The sequence below is a fragment of the Candidatus Berkiella aquae genome (assembly GCF_001431295.2).
Lineage (GTDB): Bacteria > Pseudomonadota > Gammaproteobacteria > Berkiellales > Berkiellaceae > Berkiella > Berkiella aquae.
In genome coordinates this window covers 1,766,946-1,786,149 of the sequence record NZ_LKAJ02000001.1, presented here as the reverse complement: position 1 = coordinate 1,786,149, position 19,204 = coordinate 1,766,946, and the positions used below count along the sequence as shown (strand labels likewise).

Genomic DNA, 19,204 nt, shown 5'->3' with positions numbered 1-19,204 from the left:
AGGAAATCGCATGAAAATTGGCATTTTATCGCGAGATGCTAAATTGTATTCAACCAAACGTTTAGTTGAAGCAGCTGAACAGCGTGGCCACGAAGTGCAAACGGTCGATGTTTTAAAGTGTTATATGAACATCACAGCGAATCAGCCATCGGTTCATTATAAAAAACAAGTTCTTAAATTTGATGCGATTATTCCGCGTATTGGTGCTTCTGTTACCGCTTACGGGACAGCCGTATTACGGCAATTTGAAGTGGGTGGAGTCTATTCGGTGAATGAATCGATAGCCATATCCCGTTCACGCGATAAATTACGTGCTCATCAATTGCTCGCCCGTAAAGGAGTAGGCATGCCAATTACCGGCTATGCGCACTCAGCTGATGCAACCGATGAATTGATTGCGTTTGTTGGCGGCGCGCCGTTAATTGTAAAATTAATGGAAAGTACCCATGGTCAAGGGATCGTTTTAGCTGAAACTGAAAAAGCCGCAGAAGGGGTTATTAATGCTTTTCGTGGCCTCAATGCCAATTTCTTAGTGCAAGAATACATTAAAGAATCAGGTGGTTCTGATATTCGCTGCTTTGTGGTTGGTGAGCGCGTTGTGGCAGCCATGATGCGTACGGCCAAAGAAGGCGATTTTCGTTCAAACTTACATCGCGGTGGTACTGCCAGCATTGTAAAACTACTACCAGAAGAACGCGCGTTGGCCCTTAAGGCCGCTAAAGTGATGGGCTTGAATGTAGCAGGGGTTGATTTGATTCGTTCTGAACAAGGCCCATTGGTGTTAGAAGTGAATTCATCTCCTGGTTTACAAGGAATTGAACGCGTTACGCGCAAAGATGTCGCCGATATGATTATTGAACATATTGAGAAAGATTGCGTGAAGGGAATTAATAAAACTCGAGGAAAAGGTTAAAAAAGGGGGAAATTGTGATTCCCCCTATTACGTTACTTCATTGCCGATTGAATGGTTTTCTTAATGTCAGCCAAAGTGAAATCATTGTTCATGCTAGATATAACATGAGTAATATTCTCCCTTTGATAATAATTTAAAAAACTAGGTAATTTGCGTTCGCTTCTTAAATCATCCAACGCCTTTGATATTCTTTTATGAACAGTAGAATTAAAATTAGGATGAGAGAATAAAGCAAGTTGCGACATAGGTCGCATGTCCCGATAATCACTAGTAGCTAAGATAGAGGTAAAATCATACGATTTTTTATCTAGGAGATTTTGTAAAGAAGCAGAATCAACATTGCCTTTATCAATTTCAGCTTGCTCTGGTTGGTAATTAAACCGTCCTGAAGTGAGGAGGTACCAAGCAAAGGCTTCTTTTTGTTCATTAGTCCCATCAGTCCCATCAGTCAGGTAATCATTTAATTCTTCGATAATGATATGACAATTTAAGACTTTTACGATATCTTCTGGCAGATCTTTACAGAGGCTATTAAAATGCCATAACTTAGCGGAGAGATTGTTGACGAATAAATTAATTTCTTTTATTAATTTATTCGTTGAATCATTAGAGTTACAATTTGCGAGATTTTTATTGAGTAAGTACAGTTGGCCAGCCAATCTACGAGAAGCTGGAGTTCCATGATTGCATAATAATTCGATTAATGAGTCTGAATCAAGTTCAGGCTCCCACATACCAATGACTCCATGATATTGGCTATTATAGATAAAGTTTTGCAAAAATTCTGGCTTTGCCCGTTCCGCAATCATTACCAACATACACCATGCGGGCAAAGTCATGTTTAACTTAGTATTAAAGGACCAATCTATTTTCAAGTTTGGGTTAGCTATAAACTCATTAAGTACTTTTACTAAAAATATTACATTTTTTTCTGGTAATTTACCTCTAAGCGCATCTTCTAGAAGAACTGGTATCAACATAAACAATGGTAGACCTGAATAAGGATCAAGCGTAAGCGATGTTGTGTGCCAATTAATTTTTTCGATATTTTCCGATATGATCTTTTCAAGTATTTCAAGAACTAAAGTAGCAGATTGAGCACTTACAATCATTTTTTTTGAATTGGTAGCAATAGTTTGTAGAAAATTATTTACATCAAGATGTTCAATGGGCTGTTTTGATAGAAAATGGTTAATTTCATATAGTATTTTATCTCTATTTTCGTCTGTAATGTTTTTTATTGTTGATGCCACTTCATCAAATTGTCGCTGAAGTTCAATTAAATCATATTTTATTTTTTTATGATCATTTTTAAGTTCTGTCGTTGCTCCACGTTTCATAATGCATGCCTTACTCGCGCAAATATGTAGTTATATCGCTTAATTGTTATCCGTTCGAATAGGTTTGTCATGTCAAGAAGTTCTGTGAATGATTAATCACTGCCATTTATCGGGAAGATTCGACGTTGGTGCTGTTGATCATAGTGTTGTAAGGAAAAAACCTATAATATTTGGCGTTTACTGATTTCCAGGTATAGTCAAATTATTGGTGGGCGAGCATATGCACTCAGCGAGTACTTTAAATAAAACCTCATTCTTGCCTGAAAACCATATTTCTTACGAAGCGCAGTCAACGGTTCAAAAGCTTATACAACCCTTACAAGACAAATTAGCCATCACCTACTTTAATTATTCTGTTACCTATCCAGATACTTCTGGATTTACGTTGCACAACAATGCAAAATTTTATGAATCTTGGTTTAAAAATGAATTTCCGATGTGTGAATTGTTTTTTGAACCAGGTTGGTACAGTTGGGAAACCTGTAGCTCAACAAAATTTATTGAAATTTCACAAAAAATGGAACTCTTCAATGGAATCGTTTTGTTCGAACGTCAAAATGATAAAATGATAACAACCGCTTTTGCTACTTCTGTCGAGAATAAGCACGTTTATGACGGCTATTTAAATAATTTGAATTTATTAAAGCGCTTTTCAACTTATTTTGCTGAACAGTGCAAAAGTATAATCGATATTGCACAAAATGAACGGATTATACCATTACCAGAAAAGATTATGCGCGTTGGTGTAACGCCAAACATGCCTAGTACAGAAGAGCTACTCAGCAATGAGCTTTTTTACCCATTTAATTTATTATCAGCGCGCGAACAAGAATGTGTTAAATGGTTAATTAATGGTTATTCAACCGGACTTATCGCTGAAAAGCAGAAGGTCTCAATCAACACGGTTAATGTTTACATTTCGAGAATCAAGCGTAAACTTCAATGCTTTAACAAACAGCAAATTATTAAAAAAGCAAAATCACTTGGTATTATTGATTATTTGCTTGACTAAAAATTTAGCCATATCTCCAAAAATCACGAACCAGGACGTCTTTTACGCTATCTTCAAACGACAGCTTAATGTTTCATTCCGCATTATTTGTGGCTTGGTTACCGTTTGTGTCAGTTCAAATAATCGTTTTAGAGAACTACTGGCTTCGCCATAAATTTCTCGATAACTTGTTGAAACATCAACCATTGTCCCATCTGCTTTGATATCACAGCTCAATCTACCACCATGCGCTTTAATTAACTCAATATTATATCGAATGATTTCATTCAACATGGTTTGCTGAGCTTCCCCAGGTTGAGATAATTCTCGACAAATCTTCATTGCATTATGATATTGATTTGCTGAGTAACAACGCGGCAAATCTATTTTATGTGCGATTGATAGTAATCGATGATAATAATTGCGTATTTTACGTTCATGCTCATTAGGATGGAGGTTGATCTTATCTTCATAATGGGGATTGCCCATATAACGAACGACTTCAGATACTCTCTCTAATTGACGGCTGTCAATATTTGGCTTAGATTTGCTTACAAATTCCATAAAATGTTGACAAGATGCCGCTCTAAATTCATCATATTTTGTTAGGTTTTCACCGGCGCTTATTTCGCTTTCTCTGCCAGTGATACTAAAAGCAGCAGCAACCCGTAACCATTCTATCTCTGTGTCATTCAAAGATTGACAAAAATCTTTAAATTCTTCATCTGCAGCATAGTGAGAGAAGTAATTCGTGATCTGTTCTATGCATAACATAACTCGATAGGTATGTGTTGAATTATGATTAGGGCGTGCTATTTCATAACCCTTTAAATAAATAAGGCAGTTTGCTTCAACATATGCTTTTGACAAATACTTATTAGCTGCAGCGATCGCTAATTCTGACCAATAATTATTTTTGCGCGCTAACATGGGACTGTTTTTAATTTCTGACAGTAAATAAGTAGGTCCTTGTGTGGTTATGACTTGAGTGCCATGTGCAAGAAGCGCCTCTCCTTCGATTTCATTAATGACACATACTCTTGGCGGATTTGCAAGCTTCGTACGAGTTGTTCCTGGCATATTAAAATATGATGCACCTTCTTTATAGACACTAAAGCTCGTTAATGCAGGAAAATGCCAAGGATTTGCCAACCGGGTTGCTATTATTTCTGGCGTTAGTTTTTCACCGCGATCTAAAAGAATTTCTTGAGAGCAATCCATTTTTTCTGGGAAGCTGTCTGCAAGAACGGTAATTTTGTTTGCCGCATCATTTAGGAGGCAGCCTAGAATAAAACAAGCCAACATGTTTTTATCGCTTTCCCTATTTAATATTCTACTATGATCTTGCACAAGTGGCTCGGAACGAAATAATTTATTAATATTGAGGTAGCGTTCAGAAATGTAGTGTTTAATTGCTAGCTGCTGAACCCGAGGAAGCAATTGAACGATGGGATTGTTAAGAGTATCGAGCGTGGTATTCTCTGTTATTAATTCTTTTAACCTCTCACCGAGTCTAGCAATCAGATCTTTCTTGAGAGTAAGCTGGCTCAAATTGGCATTGTTGATTAAAAGGGTTAAATTGATATCACCTTGTTCGGGGAGGGTTAAAATGTAGTGTTCTTGCGCATTAAAAGTAATTAACTGATGACTATCAACCGTTAAGTGACTTATTTGATCGAGGATGGATTCTATCCAAATCGTATTCTCAGATTTAACTAATGGGCCTTCTGTGAATGAGGGCAATGAATTTACCCCTACATCAACGATTGCATTTAATTTTTGACACTGCTCATCGAAACCTTCGGCATTTCTCTCTAATAAATGATTTGTTTTGGCATAACTTGTGACCTGATTAACTGTGTTCAATACCAACTGGTATCGGCAACGTTCTTTACTTAATTCCATTAAAATGACATGAAATAAGTGTTGATGCTGATCAAGCGAAAACCCCGCTTGCTTTAAGGTGCAAAGAGCATAAGTAGCTAATTTGTCATTGGTTATCAATATATTAAAACTAAAATAGTCTGAATAAGGTTTATAATTTATATCGGCTTGAAGAAGAGCAATTAATACTTCGGGAATTTCTTTTGTAATATTAACTTTTGCCAGATAATCTTGATAAGAGAAATTGACTTTCGCGAGTTCGACTATTCCTTCAACTACTTTAATTCCATCGTCGCTTTTAAATGCATTACTCAGCACCTGGTAAAGGGGCTCATTCTTTTCAAAGCCAAATCCAGCATGCTCAAGTTGTATATATGCTTGCGCTAGCTCATTAGCATGAGAGGGGTTACTCATAATCAGCCCCTGGTAAAGTTGTGGATGTTTCCAATAATTAAGCCCAGCATTTGTCAATTGCACAAATGCTTGCACCAGGTTGTTTTGATAATCTTGAGGGTTATCAATAATCACTTGGTAAAGTGATTCATGCCCCAAATATGAGAGGCCAGCATGCTCAAGCTGTATAAATTTGTCCATTAGGTTATCTATATGAAAAGGATTACGACTAAGCGCTTGATAAAGTGGTTCATGATTATCATAAGAAAAATTTGTATTAATAAGTTGCAGAAACCCATGCGCAAGATCCCTGGCTTGAACAGCGTTATTAAATATCGCTTGATAAAGCGGTTTATGACTTTGATAAAAACAATTAGCTTTTGCAAGTGTTACAAAGGCTGACATCAGTTGATTGGCAAAATAAGATTCATCAATAAGCATTTGATAAAGTGGCTCATGAGCCAAATAAGAAAGCCCCTCATTGGCAAGCTCTACAAATCTGTGTGCTAGATTAGTGGCATTGCCGCGTGTATTGATAAGGGCCTGATATAGTGGTTTATGACTCTGATATGAATAATTGTTCTTGGCAAGGATTGCAAATCCTTTTGTTACATCCTCTTTACGGCCAGGTGTATCAATAATCGCCTGATAGAGTGGTTCATGATCTTGAAATGTGAGATTAGCCTTTGCAAGCTTGAGAAAATTGAGGGCTAGATTAGTGGCATTATAAGGTGCATTGATCAGAGCACGATACAGTGGTTTATGGCTTTGATATGCGTAATTGTTCATGGCAAGGATTGTGAATCCTTCGGCTAAATCCTCGTTATCGCCACATGAATCAATTATCGCTTGGTAAAGTGGTTCATGATCTTGAAAAGTAAGATTAGCTTTTGCAAGTTTGACAAATCTTTGCGTGAGTATGTCTGCATAGGATGGCATCTTAAGAATCGATTGATATAGCGCTTTATTTTTCTGATAGAGAAGATTATTCTTAGTGAGTTCTGCAAAATTTCTACATAATTTAACCGCTGCATGGTTTTTACGCAGGATTGTGTGAAGTAGTGTTTTTTCTCGAGAAGTATTGCTACGCAAAAGACTTTTGGTGGCATGATGATACCGACGAAGCGCAAATTTTAATGGTGGCAAGTATCCTTTTTGGGTCGCATCTATAAGTGCTATAATTTGGTATTCATCATTAAACTTATCACCATATACCGATAGTAAACATTCAATAATTTTGGAGTTACCTTTAGCTGCGATTAACAGATTCTGTTGCGCATTTTCTTTGCAAATATCCACCAATTTTGGATGAAAATGACTTTTCGTCATTGTTCTAACCTTGCTTAAATCATTGGATTCAATTGCGGCATAAAGATCATGACCACTATAAGCAAATAATTTTAATAAGTATTCAATCATGTCTATGCCTTCGAACAAGTTACTATTCAAACTATTGAAAAATATGCTAACGTACAAAATCTAGGTGGTCAAATAGAAATGAATATTTTCGAACATTGAATTCAATTTTGTTAAATGTATTTTTGTAAAATTTTCATGCACGATTAAGGGCGATAGTGAGTTTAAACATACCTTTCTGGAAAGATTAAAATAGGTGCATTTCCTTCAAAAAAAATTGATAATTTCACATTTTAAAATGTCTAATTAACAATACCGCTGTTTTGGACAGATAATCATGACTGAACATGTCTCTTTTATTGAAGCATTCGGTAAGATAAAAGAAGCATTTTCTAAGTTTACCCACCTTCAGCTTGCGGATGGATTCAGTAAATTAGCGAGTTTGGGAGGTGATATAATTGCTTTAGGCATTACAGGGTTTGCAGGATTTCTCATCGCTGATGTATTACAAAATGAAAATCTTAAAACGCGGCAGAAAATTTTGCCTGCCTTGGCTTATGGTCTTGGAATGTTCGCAACGATCCCGCTTGCTATTTCAATTATAATTGGTGCTTCTGTTTTAATTCCCCCCTTTATTTTTGCCGCTTCTTGTGTTTCTGCCGTACGCAGCATTGGATTGTATCTTGAAGAACGTGCCGAACGTAAAAATTTACGCAAAGAGATGATTTCAACTGATGACTTGATAAAAAAAATCAATAAAGCAAAGTTGTCGGATGATGATAAGAAAATGTTGGAAGGTTATCTCAAAGCCTGGGATCCTATCTATGATATGCTTTATGCGGCTCGTCAAGATGTCATTACAGACGGTTCATTGAGTGTTAGCAAAAAGAGAGAGAAAGTACTTGCTGTCAACAAAATTATTGAAGATTTTTATTTGGCGAATCAAGCAGAAGGAGAACAACGAGTCTCTCAGTTAGCTGATATTGCAAAAAAAGTTGAGCTTGCAGGTTTGCAGACGGTCAGCAGAAAAATAACTGAATTTAGCGAAATAGGGCAGGCTTTTGAGAAAATGAATTTACCTTCTTCTCTTCGAAAATCGATGTATGCTTATCAATTTACCCATGAAAAAATATTTTCACAAGATCTTCCCGGTGAAATTAAGCAAAAATACATTCAGTTAATTGAAGGAAAGAAAATTGCGGAAGACGATTTGCAATTACTTTATTCCCATATTGGCAATCGTTTTATCAATCAAACGCCATTGCAGCAAGTTGCAATACAAGATGATAATTTTGAAGATAAACTAAAAGCAACGGATCTTAATAAAAACGCCGTTGAGCAGTGTAAAAGGTATTATCTTGAATCTCGTCAGGTTTATGATGAACTCATGAAGTTAAGAGAACAATTACCAACAATATTATTTGCTAATAATGATCGTGAAAAAGTAATGGAGTTGTTTGAGAGTTTCAGAAGATCGTTTATTGAACTTCGTGGTGGCGACGTTGATAAATGGATAGCATTTAAAAATCAAATTCCAGACACGGTATTCTTGAAAGAAATAGAACATGCCATGCAAAAATTAGCAACATCTGAAATTGCTTTTGAGGCAATTAAAATTGACTCGAATCTTAAAAAAATGATTCAAGAATATGACCATGCTACGATGGCGCAATATGCCAATAGTTATCATGCAGAATTTCCGGCTCCTAAGATTAATTTTGATTTCAAAGCAAATGATTTACTCCACCGCAGCGGTCTTAAACCGGGTATAGGTGCTGCGTTTAGCAAGGTAACGGAAGGGGTTAGTAAAATATCTGAAACAATACAAGAAAATGTGATACGCAAAATAGCAGGCGAGAAAACAACAGAAGAAATGGAAGGTCAAGAGCTAAAACAAGAGAAATCGGCCGCCAAAAAAGCGATGCGCAAAGATTTTAAAACAAGGTATGCCGGTGTTTTTAATGTGGTTCAGAAAAAAGAACGACTCAATTTTCTTGAAAAATCGGTTCCAAGGCAACTAGCCAATGTATTTATGAGTATCGGTGTTGCTGCCGCCAGTTTGGTAACGACTATTCTTATTCCTGCTGTTGCTTCTCCTGCTGCACCTGTTGCTGCGGTTGCGGCGACTGTGATTGGTGCATTAAGTGCAACCTTGAGTGTTGCCAGTATTGCTAATAGTGTTGGCTTGGTTTATGAGCAGATTAAAGGAAAAATAAAACTCAGTAAGACCAAAGAAACCGTTTCTAGTGGTGTTGTCCCTGATTTTGAATATGGAAAAAAAGCGAAAGAAAAATATCAAACTGAAATGGAAAAACAAAATAAAAAAGAAGCAAAGCAAGAAGCTAAAATGGCAGCAAAAGAAGAAAAAGCTAAAAATGCGAAAGAACTAAGGGCGAATAAAACGCCTTTTTTTAACCGATTTATGAACGTTCAGTCGGAAGTGAAAAATAATACGCAAGTTAAAGATAAGCCCTCTTCTCAGAATCGTCACAGTAAACCATAATAGGACATCAAGTGAAGTCTTGAATCCATTCTCTTTTTGTTAGAAGGTTTGCTAATCATGCCGCTTCATCCAGTCATCGCTCGCATTGTTCGCCATGCTTATGCCAAAGGGCATGCTTCTTTGCATTTACAATCGCTTGAAGCCGTACGTGAACATTATCGCCAACAATTCCAAGCCCCAAAGGGAACAAGGCAAGGTGAAGAGTTTCAAGCAAAAGGGTGTCGTGTGCGTTTACATAGGCCTTTAGGGCAAGAAAACACAGTTTTACCGTTGATTATCTATTTAAGAGCCAGTGGTTATTCGATTGGGGATCTCAATGATGCGGATTTTTATGCCGAGCGTTTAGCAGATTATACCCAGTGCGCTGTTGCTGCACTTGAACCACGTTTATCACCGGAATATAAGTTTCCGATCCCTATTTTAGATTGTATCGATGGGATAGTTTATTTACATGATAACCATCAAGTTTTGAAAATAAATCCTCAAAAAATAGCCCTTTGGGGAGATAGTTCAGGGGGAACTTATGCTGCAGCCATCGTTCAATTATTGAAAAATGAAAAGATTATTCAGCAACAAATTTTATTTTATCCGATGCTTGATTATTATCACGATTATCCTTCAAAAAAATTATATTCAGAAGGTTATTTATTAGATAAAACGTTATGTGATTGGTTTATTAGCAATTTATGTCATTCAATCAATGATTATCAAGACCCCCGCATTTCGCCCGTATTAGCGGAAGATTTTTCTCATCTGCCACGTACCACCATTATCGGCGCGCAATACGATAGAATGCGTGATGAAGGCATGGCATATTTTGATAAGCTGGTTGCGGCAAAAGTACCGGTCAATGCAGTTTATTTTCCAGGGATGATTCATGGTTTTTTATGGTATAGCGGTGTTATTGATGTACCCAACATGGCATTAAAATATGCAGCGAACCAGGTGGTGGAAGGGTTTAAGTGTTGATGAGCGAAGCGAATCATTCGCCCACTTTGAATAATAGGGGGCCGCAAGCAAAGCTTGCTGGGGGATTTCTATCATAATTCACAAATTGGCGGTTTCGCTTGTTGCAATCCTTGACTAATTTGTTCCTTTGAATGGGAATTAAAATAGGCTTTCCATTGAGTGATGAGGTATTCATTTTGTTGTTTGCTCGGATGAAACGAGGGTTTGAAATAAGCGCAATAAGGTTTCCATAAAGCACGTACTAATCCTTTTTTACCCCAATAATATTGCAACGCACGTTGATAAAAAGATCGACTTTTATGTTTATTATCTTGCTTCATCATAAACCAAATCGGTTTAATATAGAGCAATATAAAAAATAAACTCATGACTAGCATGCCCAATATACGCATAAAATAATTGCCATTAACTGACTGATAAACATCAAAGGCAACCGACTTATGTTCAATTTCTTCAATACAGTGCCAACGCCAAATAGCGCTGTGTTCAGCGGGAACTTGCTCAAACCATTGCGGATCACGCAAGAAAAGATCCGCGGCAATAGCGGTAAAATGTTCTCCTGCAGCAGATAAGGCATAATGAAATGTATTGGAAATTTTATTCAAAATACCGGCTAATCCTCTAAAAAACCACAGTGAATATTGTTTAGGGCAGTCATAATATTGAAAAACCAGTTGTTCACTATAACGATGAAAAGCGCGACCATGGATGGCTTCTTGTGCAACAAGACTTGCTACTTCTGCTCTTAAGGTAGGGCATGTCACGTCACGAAGACCTTTTTTAAGACTGAGTACTAACATTTTTTCAAGTTGCGGTAAAAAAATGGCAAGCGCATTAAAATGATAGGTCTTAACATCAGAACCACTATGCCAATATTTGTCAGGATTTTGAGCAAGCGTAAACTGCAAATGACGTGGTTCAATATTGGGTGAAAACGGTTGCTTCATTTTAATGATAATCCCAGAATGAGAATTGCTTGAGAAATTGATATTCGCTATAGTACGCCAAACCAGATGTACTTCTGTAACTAACTTTTGTGAGACACTTTATGCTAGCGGGTACAACATCAACAGACACTCACTTCACTGACGCTCAAACACTACTTTACATCTTAACCGGACAGCGGCCAGAAAAGACAGTGGGTACGATTGATAAGCTTAGACAAAGAGGTGAGCATCTACGCTTTACTTTTAGCGATCAAAAACAAGATTTTTTTCAGGTTTTGGCAATGCTGAAATTATTAGGAATACCGCATTGTCCAGATTTATATAAAAACGTTGGCAATAAAGAAAACCCCCGTTTTGAATATTATATCTCTGTTGCTCCACAGCAATTTAATATGCTATTCAACTTCGTTAACCCAGACGCCATGCACACTCTGTGCAAAGAGGGAGAGCGTTTACAATTTGATACTTCAGAACTTCCGTTGCTTAATGCTCAATTAAATATTCTTTTCGATAAATCGATTTTAGAAAAAATCAGTGAACGCAATCAAGACAAGTATTCACTAGATGGTTTGATGTATTACATTGCAAAATTAACAATGAATAGCATGCCTTGCTTTGCACATTTAGAAAAGAGTGGCATCCAATTTGAAGCAACGGTCGAACAAAGCGATAATGAAGAAGCTAAAGAGATGTCAGAGCATACGACACCCAAGCTAGTATTGACCCAATTTACGCAAAGCAAAAAACGTCGTGTCACCGAATCATCAGATTCTGCAAATGAGCTTGTTGTTTCTGATGAAGAAGAAGCGGAAGTTGAAGCAAGCAAAGGCGTAAATGCACAACAGGCAAAACGTCCAGTTGCAAAATAATAAGTTAGTAACTAACCCATCTAAAGCTATTTAGATGGGTTGCTTTGCTTGACAATCTCATCGTCGCATGTAACTTTGTAAAGTAACCTGATCGTGAGAGACATCTATGCTAGCAGAGCTTAGTTCCGAGATTGATACCTTTCTTGACTCTTCGAGACAGTACATCGCACCCATGTTGCTGATGATGGCAGGCTTGTGGCTTTTTAATTACATCAATTGGAAAACAGGTGCAAAGCTCAATAAATGGGGCATTCGCCCAAGGCGTGCTAAGGGCTTAATTGGGATCCCAATGGCGCCTTTTTTGCATGGTAATTTTAACCACCTATTATTTAATTCAATGCCTTTATTCGTTTTAGGGCTATTCCTGCTTTCTGAAAACCCTCAAACATTTTTCATTGCTACTATCATCATTACCCTACTAGCTGGTTTGGGGGTATGGCTTGTTGGTCGGCGAGGGATCCATATTGGCGCAAGCGCATTAATTGCAGGGTACTTTGGCTTCATTGTTGTTTCTGCTTATCAACGACCTACTTTTACCACATTTTTCTGTGCTGGGATTGCTATGTATTATTTTGGTGGGATCTTATTCAGCTTGTTTCCAACAGAAGAAACGGTTTCTTGGGAAGGCCATTTATGTGGATTTGTGTCGGGGCTCATCGCCATGTATCTATGCACTTACCATCTCGATTTCTTTACTAAAATGCAGTACCTATTCTAGGTTGCTCCCTTCAAAACATTCTAAGATTTGCTTCAATACAAGCAGGTGTATTTCTACCTTTTTTTATCCTTTTGCCTGATGTGCAACTTCATATGGTTTTACTGTCTAAACTCGTAAGAATAAGCAATTTAATTGCCATTCTAACCAGTGTATATGCCATTTGTTAAGGGCCCATCATGACGCTTTCACACAATACAGTACCCAGTATTGATATTGCTCAACTCGATAGGGTCTGGGGGCAAGCAAAACATCGAACGACTTTATCACGCGAAGAACGTCCCCCTATTGAAAACCTAGTACTAGAAGGGGGTGGGGTAAGAGGGTTTGCCTATCTAGGCGCCTTAGAGGTTTTAGCAGAAAATGGCATTTTACAGAATGTAAAACGCATCGCAGGGAGTTCAGCAGGCGCGATTGTTGGGTTGCTACTCGCACTAGGTTGTGAACCAGCAGAAATAGCAAAAATTATGGAAAAAGATCTGGAACTATCAAAGTTATTAGATCCTAAGTACGCTGTCGATCCCACACGGTTTATTCCGATTGGTGGTATGAAAATTGGATTATCGGATATTGCCAATTTATTCCGAAATAAAGGGTTGTTTAAAGGGGATGCTTTTCTTGAAGTCGCTAAAAAAATCACGGGTCAGATTTTAGCAAGAAAATTAAAAGAAGCGATTAAATCTCGTGATTCAACCATTCTAAGTGAAATGAAAAGCCAAGGTAAAGAACAAGCTCATATTAATCAGTATGTTGAAGAACAATATCAAGAATTGCTTGAACAATACTATTTAGATGAACCAGGTAATATTACTTTTGAACAACTTGAAAAGATAAGAACAGATTTTCCCACATTAGGATTTAGAGAGTTTTTTGTGACAGGAACGCGCTTGTCTAATGGAACCTTGAAGGTATTCAACGCAAGCAGCGATCCCAATATGTCCATTGTTGATGCGGTTAGAATAACAATGAGTTTTCCATTTGCATTTGAGCCTGTGTTATATCAAGGCGAGTATTATGCAGATGGGGGCATCGCTAGTAATTACCCCATGGACATTTTTAACCAAGATCAGTTTCTGACGCATGGGAGAAATGATGCTGGCGTCAATCCATGTACCTTAGGGCTTTTAGTGGATTCTGCAGAAGAAATTGATTCGCGTTGGGGTGTTAAAAAAAGTAAAAAAGCAAAACTAAAAATGGGTGTATTTGTTAAGAATGTAATTGAGGGGTTGCATAATCGGGCAGATGATTTAAAAAATGCTTATAGCATTAATTCTATTCAGATTTATGACCATGATTTACAAACATTAGATTTTAAATTAACAAAAGAAAAAATAAACAAACTCATACTATCTGGGCGCAATGCTTTGCAACAATACATTGATCATTACATGAGTGATGATGTGATCTATAATCAATTGCCAAGCTACGATGGCGTCTATGAAAAATATTATGGTAAAAGACCAGAAGAACTAATAAGAATAATTGAAAAAGATTTATGGCCAACCATTCAAGAAACCAATAATTTTATCGATTTGCTTAAAAAGATAGATTTTCAAAATGAACTATCTGCTCTTGATGAGGCAATGCAAGAATATGCGCAAAATGAAAGAGAGGAGCAGTATAGCCTTTATTTTCAACTCGAGGAAATGGCAGACGAGTTAGATAATTTCAACCAAGAAACGCAGGTGGTGGAAAAGAAACTACGCGCATATCAAATCAAAAAACGTAATCTTATTGCAAGTCTTGATGAGGCTGCTAGAGCAAAAGATAAAAAAAATGTTGCTTCATATCAAAAAACCTTGAATGAAATAATAAAAAAAATAAGCCTTGCAGAGGAGCATAAGCAAAGTATTGAGCATGAAAGAGTCGTGATAAAAGAAAATTATGCGCAAATGAAAAAACTTATTAATCGCGAATTGTTTTTACTTATTGATCAGAAACAAATATTGCAACATGTTTTTGATAATCACATATTGGCTAAGTTAAGAACCACCGAGAGTGCTTTACAAGAACACCTTGATATTGCTTTAGACGCGCTATCGTCTCATCGAAAAGATTATCCTGATCCTCGTGTCAATGAAAAAGTTGAAACACATCTTTTTGAAATAAAAGAAGAATATTTTGCAGCAATGCTCAAGTTTTATCTTGAACAAGAACATCTTGATGAAGAGCAAGCAATTCAAAAGGCTAATGAACGAAGTGAAATATTTGCTGACTTAGTTCAGTTTGGTATAAAAATTCCTAAAGCTCGGGAGTTGATCATTCATTATTTTGATGCTCAACTGTTAATTAAGCGAAATGCTAAACATCCATTATTAGACATGCATGCTGACATGCAAAGACAGCAGTTCCGCCGAAATTTTTTCAAAAGGCTTGTTTATGAGGAGTTAGAGCAACTAAATTTATTAAACCACTTAAATGAACAAGATCTGAATGAAGTAGATGAGTTGTGGAATAGAACGGTTAATGAGTATCTAGCCAAAGATAGTGACATTTCTGAAAGTTATGCTGAATATTTAGCTAAAGAAAAGATACTAAAACGCTGTAAAGAAAAAGTGCTTCGCAAGCAACAACAAGAATATAAAAACTACAAACGTGAGATTAAATCGCAAGTTGATATTGAGTATGCATTGAAATTGCAAGCAATGACTAAAAAATTAGGGCACGGTAAATGGGGGAATGTATTCTTAGCAGAAACACGCAATGATGTAAAACGTAACCTGACAAACACCGATGTGAATGGCACTATTTACGGTTCAAAGTTTTCTGAATTTAATGTCGCAACGATTAACACTAAATCTGGACCTAGAATTCGTCATAAAGCGATAAAAAAATTTTCTAACTTACCTGGAATTGAAGCGCACATCTTAACGCCAGCTAAGGAAAGTTTAAGAAATCCAGTTAAAAAATCCAAAGAATTGATTATCTTATTCAATGAGCCTAAATCTGAAGGTTTTTTAAATAATTTCTCACGTGCTATTAAATATAACGCGCTACGAAGGAAACAGTTTAATCAATACAAAGATGAAATACTTAAAAAAATAATTTGGTCTTTACGACAAATGCAAGAGCAAGATCTAAAACCAGATGATGCAAAGTTTAAAATAACGATTGCAGGTAGAGGCTTGGCAGGGCAGGATGCGCAATATTTGCTAGCAGCAATTATCAATAAGCTTAATAAAAAAGAAATACCTGAATTCAAGAAAGTGAAGAATTTGGAGCTCGTTTTGACCGATCCTGCTAGAGTCAGCGATGTAGTGGCATTAAAAACGGCAAATGATTTACATGAATTAAAAGTAAAAAGACCCGAATTGAAAGTAAGAGGTTATAATGTTGTTCATCAACGCCAGGTCGCTAACCAAAGAGGACGCAAGAAATTAGAAAATTATCTTGGACAAGCCAATGTATTAAGCAAAGTGTCGCCTGACGATGCGCTTGTTATTGCTGATTTTAGAGATACACATGATTCTCGTCATCAACACCGATTGCTGACAAACCAAAATCCAGATTCTGCGCTTGAGAAAGAATTAAACGAAAGTAAATTTATCTATTCTAATTTATTTGTAAGAAATATTAGTGTTTATGCCAAAAAATTGAAAAATGTTGGAAAATTTATTTGCTTTCAGTTTGCACCTAAGTTTTTTAATTTTATAAAGGGAAAAATCATTAATGCACCCAGTATGTTGAAAGATTTGCTGAGTCCTATTTATCGTATTGCCAAGCATTTTAAGAAAAAAGAAATGATAAGCCCTGTGCTACCTAATTGGCAATCTAAAATTCGTTCAAACGAACAGCAACCCATTCAGAAAAAAGAAAGTAATAACCTACCTTTAACCCAATCATTGCAGTCAAAAATTAAATGTTTAATCAATGAGTCTTCGCCTTCCAAAAGATTACAACGAGAGCCGAAACCTCCCATTGAAAATATAGTATTAGAAGGCGGCGGCACCAATGCCTTTGCTTGTTTGGGTGCATTAAAACAGCTTGAGAATGAAGGGTTAATAAATAACTTGCAACGTTTGGCAGGGAGTTCTAGTGGTGGAATAGTGGCTGCATTATATGCAATGGGGTATTCAGCCGATGAATTAATGGATGTTTTTGCCAATAAGATTAATCTTAAAGATTTTTTAGATGAACCTTATCCTATGGCAGGATTAGACACGCTTTTTAAAGTTAACAACATTGACGTTGGAATTGGTGGGATTTTTTCTTTATTTATGAATAAGGGACTTTTTAAAGGGGATAATTTTAAGCGTTTAATTGAAAAATTAATTGATAACAAACTCCAAGCTAATTTGAAGCATATCATTTTTGAACAACTGTCAGCGCAAGAAAAACAATTGTTGCTCAATGTGCCTGCCTTTTTGCCAACCGATGAACGAAATAAGCGGATTGATGATTATTTAGGGTTGAAATTAAATGATCTAAAGAAAAAATACGGCATTTCGCAGTTAGGAAGAATTACGTTCTTACAGGCACAACAACTAGCAAAGGCTTACCCTGCACTCAATATCAAAGAAATTTTTATAACAGGCACAAAGATGTCAGATGCATCACTCAGAGTGTTTTCATCTGAGAGCGAGCCTTCCATGTCCATTGCTGATGCCGTGCGCATTACGATGAGCTTTCCAGGTGGATTCATTCCAGTAAAGTATAAAGATGAATTTTATGTTGATGGAGGGGTGGCGAGTAATTACCCCATGCAGATTTTTGATCAAGAGAAATATTTATCTCATGGCTTGAATGATGCGGCAGTTAATCCCTGTACCTTAGGCATTTTAGTTGATTCAAAAGCGGATATTGAAGCAAGGTGGGGAATGTTACCCACCCAAACAACTGAATTACGATTTTCAACCTTAGTATTTAAAGTATTAGAAGGTATGCATAATCGTCTTGGTATTTTGCGCGACAAATATAGCATTAATTCAGTTCAGGTTTCTGATAATTTAGGCGTCAATGGAACGTACAAATCAAGTCGGAAATTTAATTTCAATTTAACGAAACGTGAAAAGATGCAACTTTATCAAAATGGGCAAGATGCACTGAAATTATATGCAAAACAATATCATGGAACCGATGTGCAATATTCACATCTGGAACATTATAAGAATTTATATGAAAAATATGGCACTAAAACACTACCAGAATTGCAAAGAATTTTAGAATCGGAAGTTGAGCCATTGTTAGCTGAATTTGCCAGGGTGGAACCTTTGCTGCAAGCAGAGCAGTTGCGTTTACAAAGCACGTTACAGCAGGCAGAGATTATATTAGCTAACACAAGCTCTCAAGAAGAGATACTTCAACTGCTGGATAAACAAGAAACGATTCAATACGAACTTGATTTAACGAATAAAAGTAGCTTAGCAAATCAACAAAGTACCCAAGGTGTCGAGGATAAAATAGCAACGATTAATCGGCATAAAAATGAACTATTGCAACCCTATCGACACCATAGCTCACAGGTTCCGCCGGATGTACATGAACGTGTTATGGCTTATGATAAGGAACTTGAAGACCTTGCTGCCAACAGGCGCAGTGAGGCTTTACAGCATGATAGATTAAAATCAAAACAGACCTTTCTGGTAGAAGAACGAAGAAAATTAGAACAACGACTCCATCAATATGATGAATCCATTATTGATAGTGCAATAACGAAAAAACAATGTCAGCAAGAATTAGAAGCCATTGAACAGGCTTTTTGGGGACAAGGTGAGATCTTGCAAGAAAAAAGTATTCTTTTGCGACGAATGCAAGCAAAAGGTGGGAAGCCCCCTTTAGAAGAGGAAGATTATATCTCCAGAGCGAGTCCATTATTGTTGTCTGCAGGAGCTCCCAAGATGATAGCGGCTCCTACATTACAATTAGGAAAAGTGTCCGCAAAGGATATTAAGGATATCGTTTCATATTTCCCATCGCATGAATGGGAACGCTTTAGCAATGGTAATTCACATCATTTTCATCGTAAATCCCATGTCGATGAAATGATTAAAGTAACTTATCAAGCAACTGAACATTTGCAAATTTCAGGTATTCCAACGACTAAACTCGGTCAATTAGCCAATGCTTATGAGGGTAAGCCATGTGCTGTTTTAGTTGAATCTATTGAGCAAGCGAAAGATTTTATCAAAACACTGCATATCAGCGGTTTTGATATTAAACGAATCAATCGGATTGAGGTACAAGGAACGGCCTTAATTGATACTAAAAATTTGATAGCTGAAATTCTTAAAATCTCACTTAAGTCACGCCTTAAACCTCAAAAATAATATTTAAATCATTTTCGTGTATCTCATTTAAGAATGACACTTAGCAAAAGCTTAAAAT

The 19,204-nt window shown here is 36.7% G+C and carries 10 protein-coding genes; 7 read left to right on the top strand and 3 right to left on the bottom strand.

Annotation, left to right across the window (positions count from 1 at the left end; genetic code table 11):
* The first annotated feature begins 10 nt into the window (after positions 1 to 10).
* Positions 11 to 913, top strand: coding sequence for a 30S ribosomal protein S6--L-glutamate ligase (gene rimK / locus HT99x_RS07875; protein ID WP_075066714.1), 903 nt, complete (start codon positions 11 to 13; stop codon positions 911 to 913).
* 32 nt (positions 914 to 945) lie between these two features.
* On the opposite strand, the gene HT99x_RS07870 is transcribed toward rimK, so the two are convergent.
* Positions 946 to 2,253 carry a hypothetical protein gene (locus HT99x_RS07870; protein WP_075066713.1) on the bottom strand — a complete coding sequence of 436 codons (1,308 nt, stop codon included), beginning with the start codon at positions 2,251 to 2,253 and terminating at the stop codon, positions 946 to 948.
* 220 nt (positions 2,254 to 2,473) lie between these two features.
* On the opposite strand from HT99x_RS07870, the gene HT99x_RS07865 reads away from it, so the two are divergent.
* The gene (locus tag HT99x_RS07865; protein WP_075066712.1) at positions 2,474 to 3,265 is read left to right on the top strand and encodes a LuxR C-terminal-related transcriptional regulator; all 792 of its coding nucleotides are present in this window, start codon (positions 2,474 to 2,476) and stop codon (positions 3,263 to 3,265) included.
* A 42-nt stretch (positions 3,266 to 3,307) separates the two neighbouring features.
* Here the strand turns inward: HT99x_RS07865 and HT99x_RS07860 are convergent, their stop codons facing one another.
* Positions 3,308 to 6,940: a SidE phosphodiesterase domain-containing protein gene (locus tag HT99x_RS07860; RefSeq protein WP_075066711.1), complete on the bottom strand. Its 3,633-nt coding sequence runs from the start codon at positions 6,938 to 6,940 to the stop codon at positions 3,308 to 3,310.
* 274 nt (positions 6,941 to 7,214) lie between these two features.
* Here HT99x_RS07860 and HT99x_RS07855 point away from each other — a divergent pair, with 274 nt between their 5' ends.
* Positions 7,215 to 9,380, top strand: coding sequence for a hypothetical protein (locus HT99x_RS07855; RefSeq protein ID WP_075066710.1), 2,166 nt, complete (start codon positions 7,215 to 7,217; stop codon positions 9,378 to 9,380).
* Between the two features lie 57 nt (positions 9,381 to 9,437).
* The gene (locus HT99x_RS07850; RefSeq protein WP_075066709.1) at positions 9,438 to 10,349 is read left to right on the top strand and encodes an alpha/beta hydrolase fold domain-containing protein; all 912 of its coding nucleotides are present in this window, start codon (positions 9,438 to 9,440) and stop codon (positions 10,347 to 10,349) included.
* Positions 10,350 to 10,420: 71 nt separating this feature from the next.
* On the opposite strand, the gene HT99x_RS07845 is transcribed toward HT99x_RS07850, so the two are convergent.
* A complete protein-coding gene (locus tag HT99x_RS07845; protein ID WP_075066708.1) occupies positions 10,421 to 11,296 on the bottom strand; it encodes a metal-dependent hydrolase in 876 nt (291 codons plus the stop codon).
* Positions 11,297 to 11,397: 101 nt separating this feature from the next.
* Between HT99x_RS07845 and HT99x_RS07840 the strand changes: the two genes are divergently transcribed.
* From HT99x_RS07840 to HT99x_RS07830, 3 genes are all read left to right on the top strand, one after another.
* Complete coding sequence (locus HT99x_RS07840; protein ID WP_075066707.1) at positions 11,398 to 12,165, top strand: hypothetical protein; 768 nt, start codon at positions 11,398 to 11,400, stop codon at positions 12,163 to 12,165.
* A 106-nt stretch (positions 12,166 to 12,271) separates the two neighbouring features.
* Positions 12,272 to 12,883, top strand: coding sequence for a rhomboid family intramembrane serine protease (locus tag HT99x_RS07835; protein WP_075066706.1), 612 nt, complete (start codon positions 12,272 to 12,274; stop codon positions 12,881 to 12,883).
* A gap of 176 nt (positions 12,884 to 13,059) precedes the next feature.
* Complete coding sequence (locus tag HT99x_RS07830; RefSeq protein ID WP_075066705.1) at positions 13,060 to 19,146, top strand: patatin-like phospholipase family protein; 6,087 nt, start codon at positions 13,060 to 13,062, stop codon at positions 19,144 to 19,146.
* Positions 19,147 to 19,204 lie beyond the last annotated feature (58 nt).

What these genes read in the sequence shown, in the direction of transcription:
- rimK (WP_075066714.1), top strand. Translation starts at nt 11, where the DNA reads ATGAAAATTGGCATTTTATCGCGAGATGCTAAATTGTATTCAACCAAA.
- HT99x_RS07870 (WP_075066713.1), bottom strand. Translation starts at nt 2,253, where the DNA reads ATGAAACGTGGAGCAACGACAGAACTTAAAAATGATCATAAAAAAATA.
- HT99x_RS07865 (WP_075066712.1), top strand. Translation starts at nt 2,474, where the DNA reads ATGCACTCAGCGAGTACTTTAAATAAAACCTCATTCTTGCCTGAAAAC.
- HT99x_RS07860 (WP_075066711.1), bottom strand. Translation starts at nt 6,940, where the DNA reads ATGATTGAATACTTATTAAAATTATTTGCTTATAGTGGTCATGATCTT.
- HT99x_RS07855 (WP_075066710.1), top strand. Translation starts at nt 7,215, where the DNA reads ATGACTGAACATGTCTCTTTTATTGAAGCATTCGGTAAGATAAAAGAA.
- HT99x_RS07850 (WP_075066709.1), top strand. Translation starts at nt 9,438, where the DNA reads ATGCCGCTTCATCCAGTCATCGCTCGCATTGTTCGCCATGCTTATGCC.
- HT99x_RS07845 (WP_075066708.1), bottom strand. Translation starts at nt 11,296, where the DNA reads ATGAAGCAACCGTTTTCACCCAATATTGAACCACGTCATTTGCAGTTT.
- HT99x_RS07840 (WP_075066707.1), top strand. Translation starts at nt 11,398, where the DNA reads ATGCTAGCGGGTACAACATCAACAGACACTCACTTCACTGACGCTCAA.
- HT99x_RS07835 (WP_075066706.1), top strand. Translation starts at nt 12,272, where the DNA reads ATGCTAGCAGAGCTTAGTTCCGAGATTGATACCTTTCTTGACTCTTCG.
- HT99x_RS07830 (WP_075066705.1), top strand. Translation starts at nt 13,060, where the DNA reads ATGACGCTTTCACACAATACAGTACCCAGTATTGATATTGCTCAACTC.